The following is a 17,412-nucleotide window of genomic DNA, read 5'->3' as shown; positions in this document are numbered from 1 at the left end:
CGCGAGCAGATCGGCAGGCTGACGACCTGACGAGTTGAGAAGCGGAGGCCGACCGCTACCCCTGGAGCACCGTGAGATCGACCGCGTGCGCGGGGACGTGCCGGCCCCGCGGCTCGGCATCGACGAGCTCGCCCTCCTCCAGCACGATGCGGCCCCGCACGAGGACGGTGACCGGGCGGCCGACGACCTCGAGGCCCTCGTAGGGCGTGTAGTCCGTCGCCATGTGCAGGTCGTCCGTGGTGACCGTCCACCGGGCCTCCGGATCCCAGATCGCGATGTCCGCGTCCGAACCGGGCAGCAGCGCGCCCTTCTGCGGGTGGATCCCGTTCACTCGCGCAGGATTCGTGGCGGTGAGCTCCACGAAGCGGCTCGCGCTCAGTCCGCGCTTCGACACGAACTCGCTGAAGATCACGGGCAGGCGCGTCTCGACACCGGGCAGCCCGTTGGGCATGACCCGGACGTCCTCCGGGTGCTCCTCCTTCTGCGCGGTGTCGTAGCAGCAGTGGTCGCTGCCGATCGTGGTGATCTCGCCGTTGAAGAGGTAGCCGCCGAGCGCGTCGACCGTCGCTCGGTCGCGCAGCGGCGGGCAGCAGACGAAGCGCTCGGGGTGCTCCCCCTCGTAGCGGGAGTCGTCGAGCACCAGGTGGTGGGCGACCGACTCCGTGAACGCGGCGACTCCCCGGCGGCGCGCATCGGCCACGAGATCGACGGCCTCCGGGGTCGACTGGTGCACGAAGTAGACCGGAGCGCCGAGGGACTCCGCGAGCGAGAGCACCTCCGCCACGGCGGCCGTCTCGGCGAGGCTGCTGCGCGTGCCGTGCATGTGCCCGGCGTCGATCTCCCCGCGCTCGGCCGCCCGGCGCTGGTCCTCCTCGATGATCGGGTTCGACTCGCAGTGGACGACCACCATCCCGCCGACGCCGGCCAGCACCTGCATCGTCCGGAGGATCGTGTCGGCCTCCGCCATCGACTCGCCGCGGTAGGTGGTGAACATCTTGACCGTGACGACTCCCTCGGCGGCGAGCTCGGTCAGCTGACCGGGGACCGTGTCGTCCCACTCCACCACCGAGGCGTGCAGGGCGCTGTCGCAGAGCCCCTCCGCCGCCTTCGCCCGCTGCGCCCGCGCCACCTCGATCGGCACCTCGCCGGGTCGCGGGATCGCGAAATCGACGATCGTCGTCGTCCCGCCGTGGACGGCCGCGGTGGTGCACTCGCGGTAGTCGTCGAGCGACGTGAACTCGCCCGAGGTGAAGCCGACGTGGCAGTGCGGGTCGACGCCGCCGGGCAGGACGAGGCGGCCGGTCGCATCGACGACCCGCGGGTCCCCGCTTCCGGCGGGCAGCGGCGTGCCGGGGGCGACGACGGCCAGGACCCGCCCGTCGGCGACGAAGAGGTCCGCGGGTCCCTGCCAGGAGGACTCGACGAGGGTGCCCCCGCGGACGACGAGATCGACGGTGCCCACGGGATCGGCGGTGCTCGCGGATGCGACGGTGCTCACTGAGACTCTCCTCGGGCTGCGGCGGTGCTGTGGAACCGCGCGCGGCGGGCGCGCTCGGCGACGGGGTCGGGGACGGGGACCGCATCGAGCAGCTCCCGCGTGTAGGGGTGGCGCGGATCGCCGTAGATGCTCTCCCGGGAGCCCTGCTCGAGGATCCGGCCGCCGTTCATGACGGCGACGTGGTCGCAGAGGTAGCGCACGACGGCGAGATCGTGCGCGATGAAGAGCAGCGCGAGATCCAGCGTGCCCCGCAGATCGGCGAGCAGGTTGAGCACCTGCGCCTGCACCGAAACGTCGAGGGAGGAGACGGGCTCGTCGCAGATCAGGACCCGGGGGCGCACCGCGACCGCGCGCGCGATGGCAATCCGCTGCCGCTGCCCACCCGAGAACGAGCGCGGATAGCGCTGGAGGTGCTCGGCGCCGAGTCCCACGGACTCGAGGGTCTCGACGACCCGGTCGCGCCGTGCCCGCGCATCCGGCAGGACCCTGTGCACGATCAGTCCCTCCTCCACCAGCTCGCTCACGCGCATCCGCGGGTTCAGCGAGGCGAACGGATCCTGGAACACGAACTGCAGACTCCGCCGCGCCTCGCGGAGAGCGGCCCGGGACGCGCCGACGAGCTCGGTGCCGTCGAGCAGCACCGATCCGGCGTCGGGCTTCAGAAGGCCGGCGACCAGCCGGGCGGTCGTGGACTTGCCGGAGCCGGACTCCCCCACCAGTCCGAGCGCACTGCCGCGCTCGAGCCGGAACGACACGTCCGCGACGGCGGGTGCGTCGCGGCCCGGGAAGCGCTTGGTCAGTCCTTCGACCTCGATGATGCTCACGGGAGTCCTCCTCGGTCGGACGGTGCGGCAGGAGCGGTCGCGTCCTCCGCTTCCAGCGCGGCCACCGAGCGCAGCGGCACCCCGGGGTCGGAGTCGAGCCGCGGGATCGCGCCCAGCAGACCGCGGGTGTACGGGTGCTGCGGCGCGGCGTAGAGCGCGTCGACGGCGTTCGACTCGACGACCTCGCCCCGCCGCATCACCGTCACCTCGTCCGCGAAGCCCGCCACGATGCCGAGGTCGTGCGTGATGAGCAGGACGCCCATGCCCCGCTCGTCGGCGACCTCGTGCAGCAGCTCGAGCACCTGCGCCTGGACCCGGACGTCGAGCGCGGTGGTCGGCTCGTCGGCGATCAGGAGCTCGGGCTCGGCGATGACGGCGATCGCGATGACCACGCGCTGCCGCATCCCGCCCGAGAACTGGTGCGGGTAGTCGTCGAAGCGGTCCTCCGCCCCCTGGACGCCGAGGCGCTCGAGGAGCGCGATGCCGCGGCGGCGCGCCTCCTTCTTCGCCGTGCCGCGCAGGACGAGCGGCTGCATGATCTGCCAGCCGATCGTCATCACCGGGTTCAGCGAGGTCAGCGGGTCCTGGAACACGAGCCCGACCTGCGAACCGCGCACGGCACGGACGGCGCGCGCGGGAGCGCCGATCAGCTCCCGGCCGGACAGGCGGATGCCGCCCCCGAGGCGCGCGTCGGGGTCGAGCTGCAGCACGGCGCGCGCCGTGACGGACTTGCCGGAGCCGGACTCGCCGACGAGCGCCACCTTGCGGCCGCGCGGCACGGTCACGTCGACACCGTGCACCACCTCGACGTGGCCGTCGGGCGCCGGGTAGGACACCCGGAGGCCGCTGATCTCGAGCAGCTCGCTCATCGCGATGCTCCTTCCCGGAGAGTCGGATCGCGACGGACGCGGAGCCAGTCGCCGGCGAGGTTGAACGAGATCGCCGTCACGGCGATGGCGAGACCGGGGAAGAGCAGCGACCACCAGCCGTTCACGACGTTGTCGCTGGCGGCCGCGATCATCGCTCCCCACTCCGCCGACGGGACCTGGGCGCCGACGCCGATGAAGGAGAGCCCGCTGATCACGAGCATCACCGCCGCGACGTCGAGGGTGACCTGCACGTACATCGAGTCGAGCGAGTTCGGCAGGACGTGCTTCGTGACCAGTCGCCAGCGGCTGACCCCGAGGGCCGTCGCCGACTCGACGAAGTCGGCGTGACGCGTCTCGCGGACGACGCTGCGGACGAGCCGGGCGTAGCCGGGCCACCAGGTCGCGGCGATCGCCACGACGGCCGATTCGAGGCCGGGCCCGAGCGCCACCGCGAAGCCGAGCGCGAGGATCAGCGACGGGAGCGCGAGGCCGATGTCGGTGATCCGCATCAGGACCTCGTCGAGGACACGGCCGCCGAGAGCGGCGAGCGTCCCGACGACGACGCCGATGACGAGCGTGATCGCGAGGACGATCCCGGTCGCGGAGAGCGTGACGCGGGCGCCGACCAGGATGCGGCTGAGCACGTCGCGGCCGTTGACGTCGGTGCCGAGCCAGTGGGTGGCCGACGGCGGCTGGAGGGCGAGCGCGAGGTCGACGCGGTTCGGATCGAAGGGGGCGATCCACGGGCCGATCACGGCGAGGAGGATCATCACGGCGACGACGACGAGGGCGACGCGCTCGGCGATCGGGGAGCGGCGAGCGCGCCCGCGCGCGGTCGGGCCGCTGCGGCGAGCGCCGGTGAGGCTGCGGAGGGCGCTCATCGGACGCCCCCCGTGGTGCCGACCTGCCGGGCGACCGGGATCCCGGCGGTCGGTCGGCGGCGGACCCAGGCGGCGTCGCGCAGCCGAGGGTTGATCCAGAGCTGGACGAGGTCGACGGCGAAGTTCGTGACGATGAAGACCACTCCGATCACGATGATCGAGCCGATCACCGGGTAGAGGTCGGTCTGGAGGACCGCCGTGACCATGTACGCCCCGATGCCGGTGCGGTTGAACGTCGACTCGACGAGGACGGTGGCGCCGAGCATCCAGCCCAGCTGCATCCCGAGGATGGTGCTCATCGGGATCAGCGCGTTGCGGAGTCCGTGGCGCACGACCACCCGGAACTCGCTCGCCCCCGTCGCGCGGGCGAGGGCGACGTAGTCGGCGTCGAGCGAGGTGATCATGCTCGAGCGGACCGTCCGGGCGATGACGGCGATGAAGGACGCCGACAGGGTGACGGCCGGGAGGAGCAGGTAGAGGAGCGCGGAGCCGAACGCGGCCGCGTCGCCGGCGAGCAGCGCGTCGACCGTGGTCGCGCCGGTGACCGCGGGGACGGTGAAGCCGAAGCCGAGCTGCCCGTAGAGCGGAAGCCAGCCGAGGACCACCGAGAACAGCAGCTGGAGGAGCAGGCCGAGCCAGAAGACGGGGAGTGCCGCGCCGAGGAGCGCGATCAGGCGGGCGGCGGCGTCCGCGGCCCGCCCCCGCCGATAGGCCGCGAACACGCCGAGCGGGACCGCCACGACGACGTTGATGATCATCGCCGCGACGACGAGCTCGAGACTCGACGGGAGCACCAGGGCGATGTCCTCGAGGACCGGGCGGTGCGTGAAGACGGAGGTGCCGAGGTCGCCCTGCAGCACGCTCGCGAGGTAGCGCCCGAAGCGCACGGGCGCCGGCTCGTCCAGGCCCAGCGCCGTCCTCGCCGCCTCGACCTGCGAGGCGGTGGCGTTGCGGCCGGCCGCGGCGCGGGCGGGATCACCGGGGAGGACCTGGACCATGACGAAGGCCATGACGAGGAGTCCAGCGAGCACGACGACGGCCAGCGTCAGTCGTTGCGCGAGGTAGCGGAGCACGGGACGTCCTTCGATCGAGGCGCGGGGCGCGCACGGGAGTGGAGGGGGAGGCGTGCGGTGCGGGCCGGAGCCCGCACCGCACCGGAGATCACTCCAAGAGGGTGATCGCGTACACGTCGACCGTCTGGTGATGCGAGGGCTGGTAGGTGAAGCCCTGCACGCGGTCGCTCATCACCGCGACGGTGTTGGAGTTCGCCAGGTTCAGCGCCACGTCGTCCGCCACCACGAGCTTCTCGGCGTCCTGGTACTGCTGGCAGCGGGTCGCCTGGTCGGTCTCGACCTGCGCGGCCCGGACGAGCGTGTCGACCTCGGGGTTCGAGTAGGCCGCCCAGTTCTGCCCGGTGCCGATGAACTGCGAGTCGAACAGCTGGGACATGATCGCGCTCGTGTCCGGGAAGGCGGGGAACGCGTAGATCATGCCCATCTGCGGGCGGGTCTCGTCGCTCGCGTACAGCTCGACGAACTGCGGGTAGGTCACCGCCTGGAGCTCCAGGGTGATGCCGATCTGCGCGAGGTTCGACTGCAGGAGCGTGGCGGCCTGCTCCATCTCGGCGGTCGCCTGGAGGTAGACCATCGAGAGGGTCGTCCCGGCGAGGCCGTTCTCGTCGACGATGGCCTGCGCGGCGTCGAGGTCGAAGACCGGCTGGCCGATGTCGCCGGTGGCCGCGCACTGCATGCCGCCGGGCACGGGGCCGTTCACGGTGCTGCCGTCGCCGAGGAGGATCGAGTCGACGTGCTGCTCGTAGTCGTACGCGGCCGAGACCGCCTCACGCAGCGCCGGGTTCCCCGTCGTCTCGTCCTGCATGTCGAAGAAGCTGTAGAGGACGACGTTGGTGGGCGAGGAGTCGACGGCGAAGCCGTCGCGGTCGAAGCCCGCGCGGTCGGCGGGGGCCACGTCCATGGCGATGTCGACGTCTCCCGACGTCAGCGCCGAGGACTGCGTCGACGCCTCCGCGAGGTAGCGGAACTCGATCGACTCCGCCTGACCGTCGAAGCCGCCCCAGTAGTCGGCGTACTGGTCGAACGACGCCGCCTGGTTCGCGGTGTACCCGGTGACCTCGTACGGCCCGGAGCCCGCGTCGTTGGTCGCGAGCCAGGACTGCCCCTGGTCGTCGCCGGCGTTCTCCTCGACGAGCGCCGAGTTCAGGATGTAGACGCGGGACAGCGCCGCGAGGAACGGCGCGTCGGCCTGGCTGAGCGTGATGGTGAGGTGCGTGTCGTCCACGGCGGTCGCCGAGTCGTACGAGGTGATCAGCGAGGCGACGCCGATCCCGAGGGCCTTGAGGCGGTCGAGGGTGTAGACGACGTCGGCGGAGGTGAGCGCCGCACCGTCGTGGAAGGTGACGTCGTCGCGGAGGGTGACGTCGATCCGCGTTCCGGTCTCGTCGACGGACCACTCCGTCGCGAGCTCCCCGGTCAGCTGGGCGTCGGCGTCGTAGCTCACGAGCGTGTCGTAGGCCGGGATGACGACCTCGTCGACCGTCGAGTTGTCGGCCTGGGCCGGATCGAAGGTCGCCGGCGGCTCGTTCTCGGCGATCACCAGCGTGCTGCTGCGAGCGGACGAGCCGCCGCCGCCCGACGCGGGCGCGGTGCAGCCGGCCAGCAGGGCGGTGGCGCCCAGCAGGGCGACCGACGCCAGGAGGGTGCGGGTCCGGAGCCGGGAGGAGCCCGGCGCGTTCTGAGGAAGCATGTCGGTACCTATTCCTGTGAAGTGGAGCGGGTGGCACGGTCCGCGGTGGGGGTCCACGAACCGTCGGGGTGGACCTCGACGCCGTAGAGCTCGCGAGCGGCCTGGGCGCTCACGTAGCCGTCGAGGACGTCGTCGACGACGGAGCCGGGCTCGCGGTCGAGGGGATCGCCGTAGCCTCCGCCGCCGGCCGTGCGGTTGATGAAGCGCTCGCCCTCGGCCATCGATGCGCGGTACATGCCGACGCGCTGGGCGCGGTCGGTGTCCGGCCAGATCACCATCTCGCTCGGCTCGGGCTCGTGGCCGCCCTCGAGCGCCCACGGCCTCGTCTTGGTCTTCTTCTTCATCGAGAGCACCTCGCCCGGCGCGGTGTAGAGCACCTGGCGGAGCACCCCGACGCCGCCGCGGTGCCGGCCGGCGCCCGCGGAGTCCTGGATCAGCTCCAGCCGCTCGTGCAGGAGGGTCGCCTTGTGCTCGAGCACCTCGATCGGAGTGTTGCGGACCGTGGTCTGCGACGGGTGCTGCTGCGCGTTGCCGCCGTCGTGGTCCCTCGTCGCTCCCCAGCCGATGCCCTCGTTGTTGCTGACGACGAAGTCCTGACCGGTGCGCGGGTCGTGCCCGAGGGCCATGAACCCTGGCTCGTCCCCACCGGAGGAGGCGGGCATCTCGGCGATGACCTGGGCGAGGGCCTTGTGCATCAGCTCGGTCGCGACGATCGCGCTCCACTGGGTGAAGGTGGCGGAGGGGTAGACCGCGTTGAAGATGCTCCCCTCCTCGGCGATCACCTCGAGCGGGCGGAAGTGGCCGGCGTTCGAGGGCTCGTCCGGCGTGGTCAGGCTCTTGAAGCTGGCCTTCACGATGCCCTCGGTCGAGCCGATCGGCAGGTTCACCGGACCGAGCACGGCCGGCGAGGAGCCGGTGTAGTCGGCGGTCAGCCGGTCGCCCTCGATCGTGACCCGCACCGTGATCTCGATGAGGTCGTCCGTGATGTTGTCGTCGTCGATGTAGTCGGTCGCGCTCCAGCTGCCGTCCGGCAGGGCGAGCACGGCCTTGCGGGCGATCGCCTCGCCGTGCTCGATCACCTGGCGGATGGCCTGCTCGACCGTCTCGATGCCGAACTTGTCCCAGATCTGGTGCAGGCTCCGCTCGCCGACCCTGAGCGATGCGAGCTGCGCGTGGAAGTCGCCCAGCGTCAGGTCCGGGAGGCGGGAGTTGAAGCGGATCAGCTCGGTGATGTCCCGCACGACCTCGCCGGCCCGGACGATGCGGGTGCCCGGGAAGATCAGGCCCTCCTGGTGCATGTCGGTCGAGTCGAGGACGTAGCCGGGCGACTTCGCGCCGAGGTCCATCCAGTGCGCGCGGACCGCGAGGAACGCGGCGGGATCGCTGCGCCCCTCGGCGAACACCGGCGCGAACAGCATCGCGTCGTAGGCGTGCGCGCCGCTCCAGTAGGGGTAGTTGAGCAGGAACACGTCGCCGGGTCCCATGTTCTCGACGCCGACGTAGCGGCTCCCCTCGACGAGCGCGCGGTCGTTCGCGCCGAGGAAGTGGGTGATGCCGCTGGCCTCCGCCATCAGCTCCTGCTGCCCGTTGTAGATCGAGATGCCGAAGTCGAGGACGTCGTAGATGACGGGGTTGAAGGCGCTGCGCACGAGGGTGCGGCGCATCTGCTCCGCGGCCGAGACCACGTAGTTGCGGATGACCTCGACGGTGGCACCGTCGAGTCGCTCGGGTGCGCTCATCGGGCACCGCCTCCGTTCGGGATCGTGGCGTCCAGCCGGCTGATCGCCAGGTGGCCGTACTCGTCGACGGTCAGGGTCTGGTCGCCGAAGAAGACGGTGGTGGAGGTGCCCTCCTCGACGATCGCGGGACCGGCGATCACGTCGCCCGCCCGCAGCCGATCGCGCTCGTGCACCGCGAAGTCGCGCCACGAGTCTGTGGCGACGTCGAACGCCGAGCGCACGCCGACCGGCTCCGGAGCGGCGCCGTCGGTCGCGGCGATCCGGACCAGCGGCGGCTTCGGCTGCACGCCGACGGCCTTCAGCCGGAGCGAGAGGATCTGCCCGGGCTCCTCCATCGCGTGCCCGTGCAGAGTGACGTGGCGCTCGTTGAAGGCGGCGAGGACCTCGGCGGCGCTCGCTCCCTCCTGGTACTCGACGGGGAGCGCGTGCTCCTGGCCGCGGTAGCGGATGTCGAGGGTGCGGAGGTACTCGCGGGCCTCCTCGGGCACGCCCTGCTGCTCGAGCACGGCGACGGCCCGCTCGTGCAGCTCGGCGAAGACCTCGTCGAGGGTGCCGAGCACCTCGTCGGAGAGCGGCTTGAGCGCCGTGGCGGCGAACTCGAACTCGAGGTCGGACATCAGCATGCCGAAGGCCGAGAACGCGGCCGGCACCCGCGGGACCAGGGTCGTGCGGATCCCCATCTCCCGCGCGAGCATCGGCGCGAGCAGCGGCCCGGCGCCGCCGAACGCGAGGAGGGTGAACTCGCGAGGATCGAGGCCGCGCTCGATCGTGATCTCGCGGAGGGCGCCGACCGTGCGGGCGACGACGATCCGCAGGATGCTCGCGGCCGCCGTGGTGCCGTCGAGCCCGAGCGGCACCGCGACCTTCTCCTCGATGGCGGCGCGCGCCGCGTCGGCCGAGACGCTCATCCGCCCGCCGAGGAACGCGGACGGGTCGAGGTAGCCGAGGGCGAAGGAGGCGTCGGTGACGGTCGGCTCGGTGCCGCCGTTGCCGTAGGCGACCGGACCCGGGACGGAGCCGGCGCTGCGCGGGCCGACCTTCAGCAGCCCGGAGTCCATCCAGGCGATCGAGCCGCCACCCGCGCCGATGGTGCGGATGTCGAAGATCGGCAGCAGCAGCGGGAGCCCGTCGATCTCGGCCTCGTGCACCTCGGTGGGCTCGCCGTCGACGACCACGCAGGAGTCGACGCTCGTTCCGCCGACGTCGAAGGAGAGGACGTTGGCCAGGCCCAGCTCGCGGGCGAGGAAGGTCGTCCCGACGACTCCGCCGGCGGGACCCGAGAGGACCGTCATCAGCGGAGCGTCCTTGGCGAGCTGCGCCGTCATCGCGCCACCGCCGGAGCGCATGATGTGCAGCGGCGTCGCCAGCCCGCCCTCGTCGAGGCGGGACTCGAGCGAGCCGATGTAGTCGTTCAGGACGGGGCGGATGTACGCGTCGAGGGCGACCGTGCTCGTGCGCTCGTACTCGCGGTACTCGCGGGTGAGGTCGCTCGAGACCGACACGGCGACGCCGGGGAACGCCGCACGGAGGATCTCGCCCGCCCGCTGCTCGTGCCGGGTGTCGGCGTAGGAGTGCAGGAAGCAGACCGCGAGCGAGCGGAGCCCGCGCTCCTCGACGAGGACGCGGCCCGCCTCGAGGACCCCCGCCTCGTCCAGCGGAGTGACCTCGTCGCCCTGCGCGTCGAGCCGGCCGCGCACGCCGAGGCGATGCCGGCGCGGGACCAGCGGCGCGGGGCGCTGGAAGCTGAAGTCGTACATGTGCGAGGAGGGGATGGCGGCCCGCGCGATCTCGAGCAGGTCGCTGAAGCCCTCGTTCGTGATGATGCCGACGTCCGCGCCGTTGCGCTGCAGGATCGCGTTGAGGCCGAGCGTGGTGCCGTGCGCGAAGGACTCGATGTCGGAGATGTCCGCGCCCACCTCCGCGAGCAGGCCGGTGACGCCGCCGAGGACGCCGGCGGCCGGTTCGGCCGGGGTGGTCGAGACCTTGTGGACGGCGATCTCTCCGCTCGTCGTGTCGTACGAGATCGCGTCGACGAAGGTGCCGCCGATGTCGACCGCGACCTTGAGCCGTGGGGCGTTCACAGTGCTCCTCCCGAGGGGGTGAGGGTGGAGCGGACGAGTCGTCCGCCCTGGATGACGGTGCCGATGGTGCGCAGGGCCGAGACCGTGAGGGTCGGGTCCTCGTCGGTCACGACGAGGTCGGCGACCAGGCCGGGGGCGATGGAGCCGAGGCGGTCCTCGGCGCGGAGCAGCCGTGCCGCCTCCCAGGTGCCCGCGCGCAGAGCCGCGCCGACGGGCAGCCCGGCCTGCTCGAGGTACTCCATCTCCTTGACCGCGCAGGACGTGCCGTCGTGCGGCTCCCCCGGCAGGTAGTCGGTGCCGGCGACGATGCGGATGCCGGCGCCGTCGAGGTCCTCCGGCGCGGTGACTGCCCGGGAGAACGCGCGCCGGATGCTGGCGAGGTGCATCGGGTGGACGCGCTGCGCGAGCTCGATCTGCCACTCGGTGAAGGAGTGGTCGCGCATCCACTGCGGGCTCGAGGTGACGGAGAGGGTCGGCGTCAGGTAGGCGCGGGCCGCGGCCATCTCGTCGACGGTCGCGTCGTCGAGGTCGTAGCCGTGCTCGAACGCGGTGATGCCGACCGTGAGCGCCTCGCGGATCGCCTCGCCGCCGCCGGCGTGCGCGACGACGTAGGTGCCCTGCTCGCGCGTCGCGCGGACGACCGCCCGCATCTCGTCGGTGGTCATCTGGGCACCGCTGACCGACTCGTCGGCGTGCGCGATCCCTCCGGTGATGAAGACCTTGATGTGGTCCGCCCCGGCCTCGAGCTCGGTCCGCGCGGCCTTCAGGAACTCGTCGTGCCCGTCCGCGTAGACGCAGGCCATGCCCTTGCCGTGACCGCCGGTGATGCCGATGGCCCGGCCGGACGCGAAGATCCGCGGCGCCTCGAGCCAGCCGCCCGCGACCGCTCTGCGGATCTCGATGTCGGCCTGGTTCTGCTCGTCGAGGGTGCGGACCGTGGTCACGCCGGCGTGGAGGGCGTCCCTGGCCCGGCTCGCTCCGCGGAGCACGCTCTGGGCCGAGGACTCCAGGACGTCGGTGTCGTCGAACGGGTACACGATCGTCAGGTGGGTGTGCACCGACACGAGGCCGGGGACGAGGTAGCGGCCGCCGAGGTCGAGCGTGGGAGCACCTGCCGGCGGCGCTTCGGTGGTGACGGCGTGCAGGAGCCCGTCGCGCACCTCGACGTTCGTGTCGTGCAGGACGCGGGTGCCGACGACGTCGACGACGTGCCCGCCGATCAGCCAGAGCGGATCGGGACTGCCCGCCGTGCCCGGGGTGGGCGGCGGGACGTTGCTGTTGCGGATCATCGTGCTCCCTGAGCGGTCGGGTCGGTCGGGGCGGGCGAGAAGGCGGGAAGGGTCGGAGAGGCGGACCCGAGGAGGCGCGCGGGCCCGAGGTCGTCGACGTCGTGCAGCGGCGCGACCCCGGTGATCCGGTCGGCGACGGTGCGCGCCCAGAGCGGGGAGAAGGTGAAGGCGTAGGTGCCGCCCTCCACGTAGAGGCCCTCGAGACCGGGCACCTCGCCGACGACGGGCATCTCGTCGGGGGTCGCCGCGAGCGGACCGCTCCACGCGCGGGCCAGGCGGAGCCCGGCGATCTCGGGGACCACGCGGACCGCGTCGCCGAGGTTCCCGGCGACGCTCTCGTCGCGGACCGGCGTGATGCCGCCGAGCTGCAGCTCCGACGCCGGCCAGCCGCCGCCGATGACGACGCTCCCGGAGAGCACCTGCTTCACCGAGAGCCCGATGCCGATGTGCTGCACGAGGTGCGGCAGGAAGCGCGGGGCGCGCACGGTCTCGAGCATCTGGATCGCGAGCGGCGCCATCCGCAGGCCCACCCCGGCGAGAGCGGAGACCTGCTGGATCCACGGGCCGGCGGCGTTGACGACGACGGGTGCCGAGACGACTCCGAGAGGGCTCTCGACGCGCCAGGCCCCGGACTCGCGACGGAGGGCGGTGACAGGGGCGTCGGTGTAGATCCGGGCCCCGCGGGCGCGCGCCGCCGCCAGGTAGGCGGGCGTCGCGAGCAGCGAGTTCGCGTAGCCGTCCCACGGGCACCACGTCGCCCCGAGCACGCTCGCGCCCAGCTGCGGCAGCGCGGCGCGGGCCGCGTCGCCGTCGAGCACCTCGGTCGGGATCCCGGCGGCGGCCTCCCAGACGGCCTTCGCGTGCAGCTCCGCCAGGTCGTCCTCCGTCTCCGCGACGGTGAACCCGCCCGAGCGGACGATGCCGACGTCGCGGCCGAGGCGCTCGGCGACCGTGCCCCACAGCTCGCTCGCCGTCCGCTGGAGCGGCACGAGCCGGCCGGCGTCGACCGCGACGTCCTGGTCCGGCCGGCGGGAGTGGATCGCCTGGATGTGCAGGTTCCCCGCGGTGGTGCCCGAGCCCTGCCGACCGGGGAGCGCGCGCTCCAGGAGCACGACGTCGAGACCGCGCTCGACGAGCTCGAAGGCGGTCGCCGCGCCGAGGACGCCGCCGCCGACGATGACGACGTCGGCGGTCGCGATCACCACGTCGCCCGCTCGGCCGCGACCGCGGCCTCGTGCTCGGTCGAGACGGGCAGCTCGCCGTCGCGGAGGATCTGCGCGACGGCGGCGATCGCCGCGGGATCGGTGAGCTCGAGCAGCGGACGGCGGACGCGGCCGCCCGGCTGGTCGAGAAGGTGCATCGCGAGCTTCAGCTGCGCGATCGGCGAGGCGAAGCGGCCGCTGTAGTCGCCGGCGATCAGGCGACCGCTGATCGCCTGGTACTTGTCGACCCAGAACCGTGCCAGATCGAGGTCGCCGGCCTGCGCCGCCTCGTAGAAGGGCACGCCGTAGGGAGCGGCGACGCTGCCCCCGTCGATCGCCCCGTCGCCGCCGAGACCCGCCATGATCGCGAGCCCCTTGCGGTGGCTGAAGCTGCCGAAGACGCGCACCTCGGAGGCGACCTCCTGGGTCGTCGCGACCATCGCGTTCCAGTCGCCGGTGGAGTCCTTGATCGCCGCGACCTGGGGCAGCGCGGCCAGACGGGCCATCAGCCCGGGCACCTGCGCGAGGTCGACGGCGACGCCGCGCGGCCAGTTGTAGACCATGAACGGGAGCGCGGTCGCGCCGCTGACCTCGGCGTAGAACGCGACGGTCTCGTCGGGAGACGGGTGCACGTACGGCGGAACCGTCGCGAGCACGCCGTCCGCCCCCGAGGTCTCCGCGTGGCGGGCCAGATCGACCGCTTCGGCGGCGGTGCTCGCAGTGACCCCGACGACGACCGGGACCCGGCCCGCGACGGCCTCGACCGCGATCTCGGCGACGCGACGGCGCTCGGCGGGGCTCTGGCTGAACCACTCGCCCGTGCTCCCGTTGACGAGGATCCCGTGCACGCCCTGGCTCACCGAGAGCTCCATGAGGGCGGCCAGCATCGGCTCGTCCAGGGATCCGTCGGCGCGGAAGGGGGTGGAGGCGGCGGGCCAGTATCCGGCCCACTCGACGTCGTGGCGGTTCATCGTGTCCTTCGGTGCGGGTGCCCGACCGGCGAGGCCGGATCGGATGGGTCGTCGTGCGATCGTTTGCATCATCTTGCGGATGTCGACGGCGGGATGACGGGTCCGAAACGAGATCTTCATGCGCCGAAACATGCGGGTAACGGGTGCAGAATCGGTCGGTTCCCCGGGAATCCCCCGGTCACGCGGACGATCCTCGAGCCGGCCGTCGTGCAACCTTTCCGTGCGATCGATTGCACCCGGTTTGCAGGCCCCTAGGATCGGTCCAGACCCCACCGGAGGATGCGATGCCCGTCACTCTGCGCACGGTCGCCGAGGCGGCGAACGTGTCCCTGAGCACCGCGTCCCGCGCGCTCAGCGGCTCGCCCCTCATCTCCGAGGGCACCCGGACGGCTGTGGGAGAGGCCGCGGCCGCCCTGGGCTACCGCCCGAACCGGGCCGCCAGCACCCTGCGTTCCGGACGCTCGCGCCTCATCGGCCTGGTCCTGAACAACTTCGTCAACCAGACCTTCCACACCGTCGCCGACGTCGTGCAGCGCAAGCTCACCGCCGAGGGGTACCAGCTCATCCTCTCCACCACCGACGCCGATCCCCGCGCCGAGAAGAACCTGCTGCTGACACTCGCGGACCACGGGGTCGACGGCATCATCGTCATCGGCACCGGCCAGAACGCGAAGAGCACCAACGCCTTCCTGACGCAGGAGATCGCGGTGGTGAACCTGATCCGGTCCTCGGCCGACAGCATGGCGCCCACCGTCCTTGCGGCGGACCGCGACGGCGCCTACGAGGCCACTGAGCACCTCGCCGGGCTGGGCCACCGCCGCATCGGCTACATCGGCGGCGTGGACTCGGCCGACTCCGGCCGCGAGCGGCACGCGGGCTACGCCGACGCCCTCGCCCGCCACGGCATCCCCTACGACGAGGACCTCGTCCTCCGCGGGCCCTTCACGCAGGAGTTCGGGGCGGAGGCGGCCGCCGCCCTCCTCGACCGCAGGACCGGGATGACCGCCCTGTTCGCCGCGAACCACGAGGCCGTGTTCGGGATCCTGCCCGTCCTCGTCACCCGCGCGGTGCGGATCCCGGAGGAGCTGTCGCTGGTCTGCTTCGAGGACATGCCGCTGCTGCAGATGTGGAACCCGCCCGTGACCATCGTCGACAACGGCGCGGCCGCCCTCGCGGAGCTCTCCGTCGACCTCCTGCTCAACCAGATCCGCGCGATCGCGAACGAGGGGACCACCCCCGAGCGCCTGCGCCGCCTCACCCGCACCTACCGCGTGGGCGCGCAGCTCGTCCACCGCGCGTCCACCCAGCAGCTCCCGCCCAGGAAGGCCGCCCCGTGAGCCCCGTCGTCGTCACCATCGCCCGCCCCAGCCTCGACTCCCCCGCGGGGGACGGTCCCCTGCTGCGCGTCCACCCCTTCGACGAGCCGGTCGTCGACGCCATGAACCTCGGGATCACCCGCGGCGACGGCATCTTCGAGACCGTCGGGATCCACCGGGGCCGCGTCCACGCCGTGGAGGAGCACCTCGCTCGCTTCGCCCGCTCCGCGCAGATCATGGAGCTCCCCGCCCCGGACCTCGAGGCCTTCCGCGCGGCCGTCGACCTGGGCGTCCAGCACCTCGGCGACGTCGAGGACGCCTACTGCAAGTACGTCTACACCCGCGGGATCGAGAGCCGCTCCTGGGATCCGACCGGCTACGCGTTCCTCGACGCGAACCCGGACTGGACGCAGCAGCGGACGGCCGGCATCTCGGTCGTCACCCTGACCCGCGGCTACCCGCTCGACATCGCGCAGACCGCCCCGTGGCTCCTGCAGGGCGCGAAGACCCTCTCCTACGGCGTGAACCGCGCGGTCCTCCGCGAGGCGGCGCGCCGGAACGCGGACGACGTGGTGTTCACCACCACGGACGGCTTCGCCCTCGAGGGGCCGACCTCGACGCTCGTCCTGCGCTTCGGCGACCGGATCGTGACCCCGTCGCCGGAGCACGGCGTCCTGCTCGGGACCGCGCAGCTGGGCGCCTTCGACTTCTTCGCGAGCCGGGGCTTCCCGACCGAGTACCGGGACGTCCGCGTCGAGGAGCTCGCAGAGGCGGACGCGCTCTGGCTCACCAACAGCCAGCGGCTCGCCGCGCCGATCCACCACCTCGACGGCCGCTCGTACGCCATCGACGCCGCCCTCACGGCCGAGCTGAACACCGCGCTGCTCGAGCGCTGAGGCGCAGCCGGCGACTACCCTCGGGCGCATGACAGCGGAGCGGACCCACGGCATCGAGCGGACGGTCGAGGTCCCGGCATGAACGGCGTCGGCCCGCTCGACGTCGCCTTCACCGCGCCGATCGGCGTCACCGTGAAGGGCGACCTCTGGTCGTGCGTGGAGGTGCCGGACTCCGTCGCGCTGTTCGGCACCGGCAAGGCGGTGAAGGTCGTCGCGACCGTCGACGGCGAGCCGCTCACCGCAGGCCTGATGCCCACGGGCGCCGGCGGCCACATGCTCTCGATCAGCGCCAAGCTCCGCACGAAGCTCGGCAAGGACCTCGGCGACGAGGTCGCCGTCCATCTGACGGAGCGCCTGACCTGACGGCCGGCCTTCTGACCGGCGGCGGATCTCGATACGCCCGCTCCGCGGGCTACTCGATCAGCATGGGACGGCTACTCGATCAGCACGGGGATCACGGCAGGACGCCGTCCGGGCTCCGCCACTCCGGGTGGCGGGCCTCGACCGCGTCGGTGGTGGCGTACTGGGTGTCCGTCGTCAGGGCGAACGGGCTCTGGACGTCGAGCTGCACGTAGTCGAGGCGGTCCCGGACGGAGACGTGCCAGTCGCCGGGCGAGTCGCCGTCCCAGGTCGCGGTGCCCTCGGCGCCCGGCCGGGTGAACCACAGCTCGGCGCCCTCGCCGGTCTCCGCGGCGTCCCGCGTCAGCTCGTCCGCGACCCAGCCGTCGGCGAGCAGCTCGCTCTCGATCGCCTCCTGCATCTCCCCGCTCGCTCCAGGCCCCGCCCCCTGCGGCACCAGGCGCAGGAACAGCTCGACCCAGCGCTCGTCCTCGCGGCTCACCGAGGGCTTGCCACCGCGCACCGACACCCGGAGGTCCGCACCGATCAGCACCGGGTGGAGCGACTCCGCGGCGGTCACCGCCGTGTCGCCGAGCTCCTCCGCGGCGAGGATCTGCTCGTCGACGCCCGCCGTCGGCCCCGTCGCGCACCCGGTCAGCAGCCCGAGCAGCACGGCACCCGCGACCGCCGCCCGCCTCGATCTCATCCGCCCACCGTATCGACAGGTGCAGTCGGGCCCCGCGG

The 17,412-nt window shown here is 72.4% G+C and carries 15 protein-coding genes; 3 read left to right on the top strand and 12 right to left on the bottom strand.

What is annotated here, in order from left to right:
- Nucleotides 1-55 precede the first annotated feature (55 nt).
- From hydA to HRK28_RS15430, 11 genes are all read right to left on the bottom strand, one after another.
- The gene (gene hydA / locus HRK28_RS15480; RefSeq protein WP_217274804.1) at nt 56-1,498 is read right to left on the bottom strand and encodes a dihydropyrimidinase; all 1,443 of its coding nucleotides are present in this window, start codon (nt 1,496-1,498) and stop codon (nt 56-58) included.
- Entirely contained in the window at nt 1,495-2,322 is an 828-nt protein-coding gene (locus HRK28_RS15475; RefSeq protein ID WP_173252247.1) for an ATP-binding cassette domain-containing protein, read from the bottom strand. Before HRK28_RS15475 ends, hydA begins: the two co-directional genes overlap by 4 nt.
- Nucleotides 2,319-3,191: an ABC transporter ATP-binding protein gene (locus HRK28_RS15470; RefSeq protein WP_173252246.1), complete on the bottom strand. Its 873-nt coding sequence runs from the start codon at nt 3,189-3,191 to the stop codon at nt 2,319-2,321. The genes HRK28_RS15475 and HRK28_RS15470 overlap by 4 nt, the downstream gene beginning before the upstream one ends.
- Nucleotides 3,188-4,072: an ABC transporter permease gene (locus HRK28_RS15465; RefSeq protein ID WP_173252245.1), complete on the bottom strand. Its 885-nt coding sequence runs from the start codon at nt 4,070-4,072 to the stop codon at nt 3,188-3,190. The genes HRK28_RS15470 and HRK28_RS15465 overlap by 4 nt, the downstream gene beginning before the upstream one ends.
- Nucleotides 4,069-5,145 carry an ABC transporter permease gene (locus tag HRK28_RS15460; RefSeq protein WP_173252244.1) on the bottom strand — a complete coding sequence of 359 codons (1,077 nt, stop codon included), beginning with the start codon at nt 5,143-5,145 and terminating at the stop codon, nt 4,069-4,071. Before HRK28_RS15460 ends, HRK28_RS15465 begins: the two co-directional genes overlap by 4 nt.
- Nucleotides 5,146-5,233: 88 nt before the next feature.
- A complete protein-coding gene (locus tag HRK28_RS15455; RefSeq protein WP_173252243.1) occupies nt 5,234-6,835 on the bottom strand; it encodes an ABC transporter substrate-binding protein in 1,602 nt (533 codons plus the stop codon).
- Nucleotides 6,836-6,843: 8 nt separating this feature from the next.
- The gene (locus HRK28_RS15450) at nt 6,844-8,574 is read right to left on the bottom strand and encodes a hydantoinase B/oxoprolinase family protein (RefSeq protein ID WP_173252242.1); all 1,731 of its coding nucleotides are present in this window, start codon (nt 8,572-8,574) and stop codon (nt 6,844-6,846) included.
- The gene (locus HRK28_RS20215; protein ID WP_173252241.1) at nt 8,571-10,655 is read right to left on the bottom strand and encodes a hydantoinase/oxoprolinase family protein; all 2,085 of its coding nucleotides are present in this window, start codon (nt 10,653-10,655) and stop codon (nt 8,571-8,573) included. Before HRK28_RS20215 ends, HRK28_RS15450 begins: the two co-directional genes overlap by 4 nt.
- Nucleotides 10,652-11,944, bottom strand: a complete 1,293-nt coding sequence (locus HRK28_RS15440) for an amidohydrolase family protein (RefSeq protein WP_173252240.1) — start codon at nt 11,942-11,944, stop codon at nt 10,652-10,654. Before HRK28_RS15440 ends, HRK28_RS20215 begins: the two co-directional genes overlap by 4 nt.
- Entirely contained in the window at nt 11,941-13,149 is a 1,209-nt protein-coding gene (locus HRK28_RS15435; protein WP_217274803.1) for an FAD-binding oxidoreductase, read from the bottom strand. The genes HRK28_RS15440 and HRK28_RS15435 overlap by 4 nt, the downstream gene beginning before the upstream one ends.
- Nucleotides 13,143-14,117, bottom strand: coding sequence for a dihydrodipicolinate synthase family protein (locus HRK28_RS15430; protein WP_173252239.1), 975 nt, complete (start codon nt 14,115-14,117; stop codon nt 13,143-13,145). Before HRK28_RS15430 ends, HRK28_RS15435 begins: the two co-directional genes overlap by 7 nt.
- Before the next feature lie 284 nt (nt 14,118-14,401).
- Between HRK28_RS15430 and HRK28_RS15425 the strand changes: the two genes are divergently transcribed.
- The 3 genes from HRK28_RS15425 (at nt 14,402) to HRK28_RS15415 (ending at nt 16,692) form a co-directional block, all read left to right on the top strand.
- On the top strand, nt 14,402-15,454 hold the full coding sequence (locus HRK28_RS15425; RefSeq protein ID WP_173252238.1) for a LacI family DNA-binding transcriptional regulator: 1,053 nt from the start codon (nt 14,402-14,404) through the stop codon (nt 15,452-15,454).
- A complete protein-coding gene (locus HRK28_RS15420; protein ID WP_367948442.1) occupies nt 15,451-16,329 on the top strand; it encodes an aminodeoxychorismate lyase in 879 nt (292 codons plus the stop codon). The genes HRK28_RS15425 and HRK28_RS15420 overlap by 4 nt, the downstream gene beginning before the upstream one ends.
- A gap of 78 nt (nt 16,330-16,407) precedes the next feature.
- Nucleotides 16,408-16,692 carry a DUF1905 domain-containing protein gene (locus HRK28_RS15415; RefSeq protein ID WP_173252237.1) on the top strand — a complete coding sequence of 95 codons (285 nt, stop codon included), beginning with the start codon at nt 16,408-16,410 and terminating at the stop codon, nt 16,690-16,692.
- A gap of 91 nt (nt 16,693-16,783) precedes the next feature.
- Here the strand turns inward: HRK28_RS15415 and HRK28_RS15410 are convergent, their stop codons facing one another.
- Entirely contained in the window at nt 16,784-17,374 is a 591-nt protein-coding gene (locus HRK28_RS15410) for a hypothetical protein (protein WP_173252236.1), read from the bottom strand.
- Between the last annotated feature and the right edge of the window lie 38 nt (nt 17,375-17,412).

It is taken from the genome of Rathayibacter sp. VKM Ac-2835, from assembly GCF_013266705.1.
Lineage (GTDB): Bacteria > Actinomycetota > Actinomycetes > Actinomycetales > Microbacteriaceae > Rathayibacter.
Note: the sequence above shows the minus strand (reverse complement) of the source record. Positions and strands in the feature narration are given on the sequence as shown.

Bases quoted from the DNA above. Each gene is read 5' to 3' on its own strand.
- HRK28_RS15450 (WP_173252242.1), bottom strand. From the start codon at position 8,574: ATGAGCGCACCCGAGCGACTCGACGGTGCCACCGTCGAGGTCATCCGC.
- HRK28_RS15415 (WP_173252237.1), top strand. From the start codon at position 16,408: ATGAACGGCGTCGGCCCGCTCGACGTCGCCTTCACCGCGCCGATCGGC.
- HRK28_RS15470 (WP_173252246.1), bottom strand. From the start codon at position 3,191: ATGAGCGAGCTGCTCGAGATCAGCGGCCTCCGGGTGTCCTACCCGGCG.
- HRK28_RS15465 (WP_173252245.1), bottom strand. From the start codon at position 4,072: ATGAGCGCCCTCCGCAGCCTCACCGGCGCTCGCCGCAGCGGCCCGACC.
- HRK28_RS15440 (WP_173252240.1), bottom strand. From the start codon at position 11,944: ATGATCCGCAACAGCAACGTCCCGCCGCCCACCCCGGGCACGGCGGGC.
- HRK28_RS15410 (WP_173252236.1), bottom strand. From the start codon at position 17,374: ATGAGATCGAGGCGGGCGGCGGTCGCGGGTGCCGTGCTGCTCGGGCTG.
- HRK28_RS15430 (WP_173252239.1), bottom strand. From the start codon at position 14,117: ATGAACCGCCACGACGTCGAGTGGGCCGGATACTGGCCCGCCGCCTCC.
- HRK28_RS15425 (WP_173252238.1), top strand. From the start codon at position 14,402: ATGCCCGTCACTCTGCGCACGGTCGCCGAGGCGGCGAACGTGTCCCTG.
- HRK28_RS15455 (WP_173252243.1), bottom strand. From the start codon at position 6,835: ATGCTTCCTCAGAACGCGCCGGGCTCCTCCCGGCTCCGGACCCGCACC.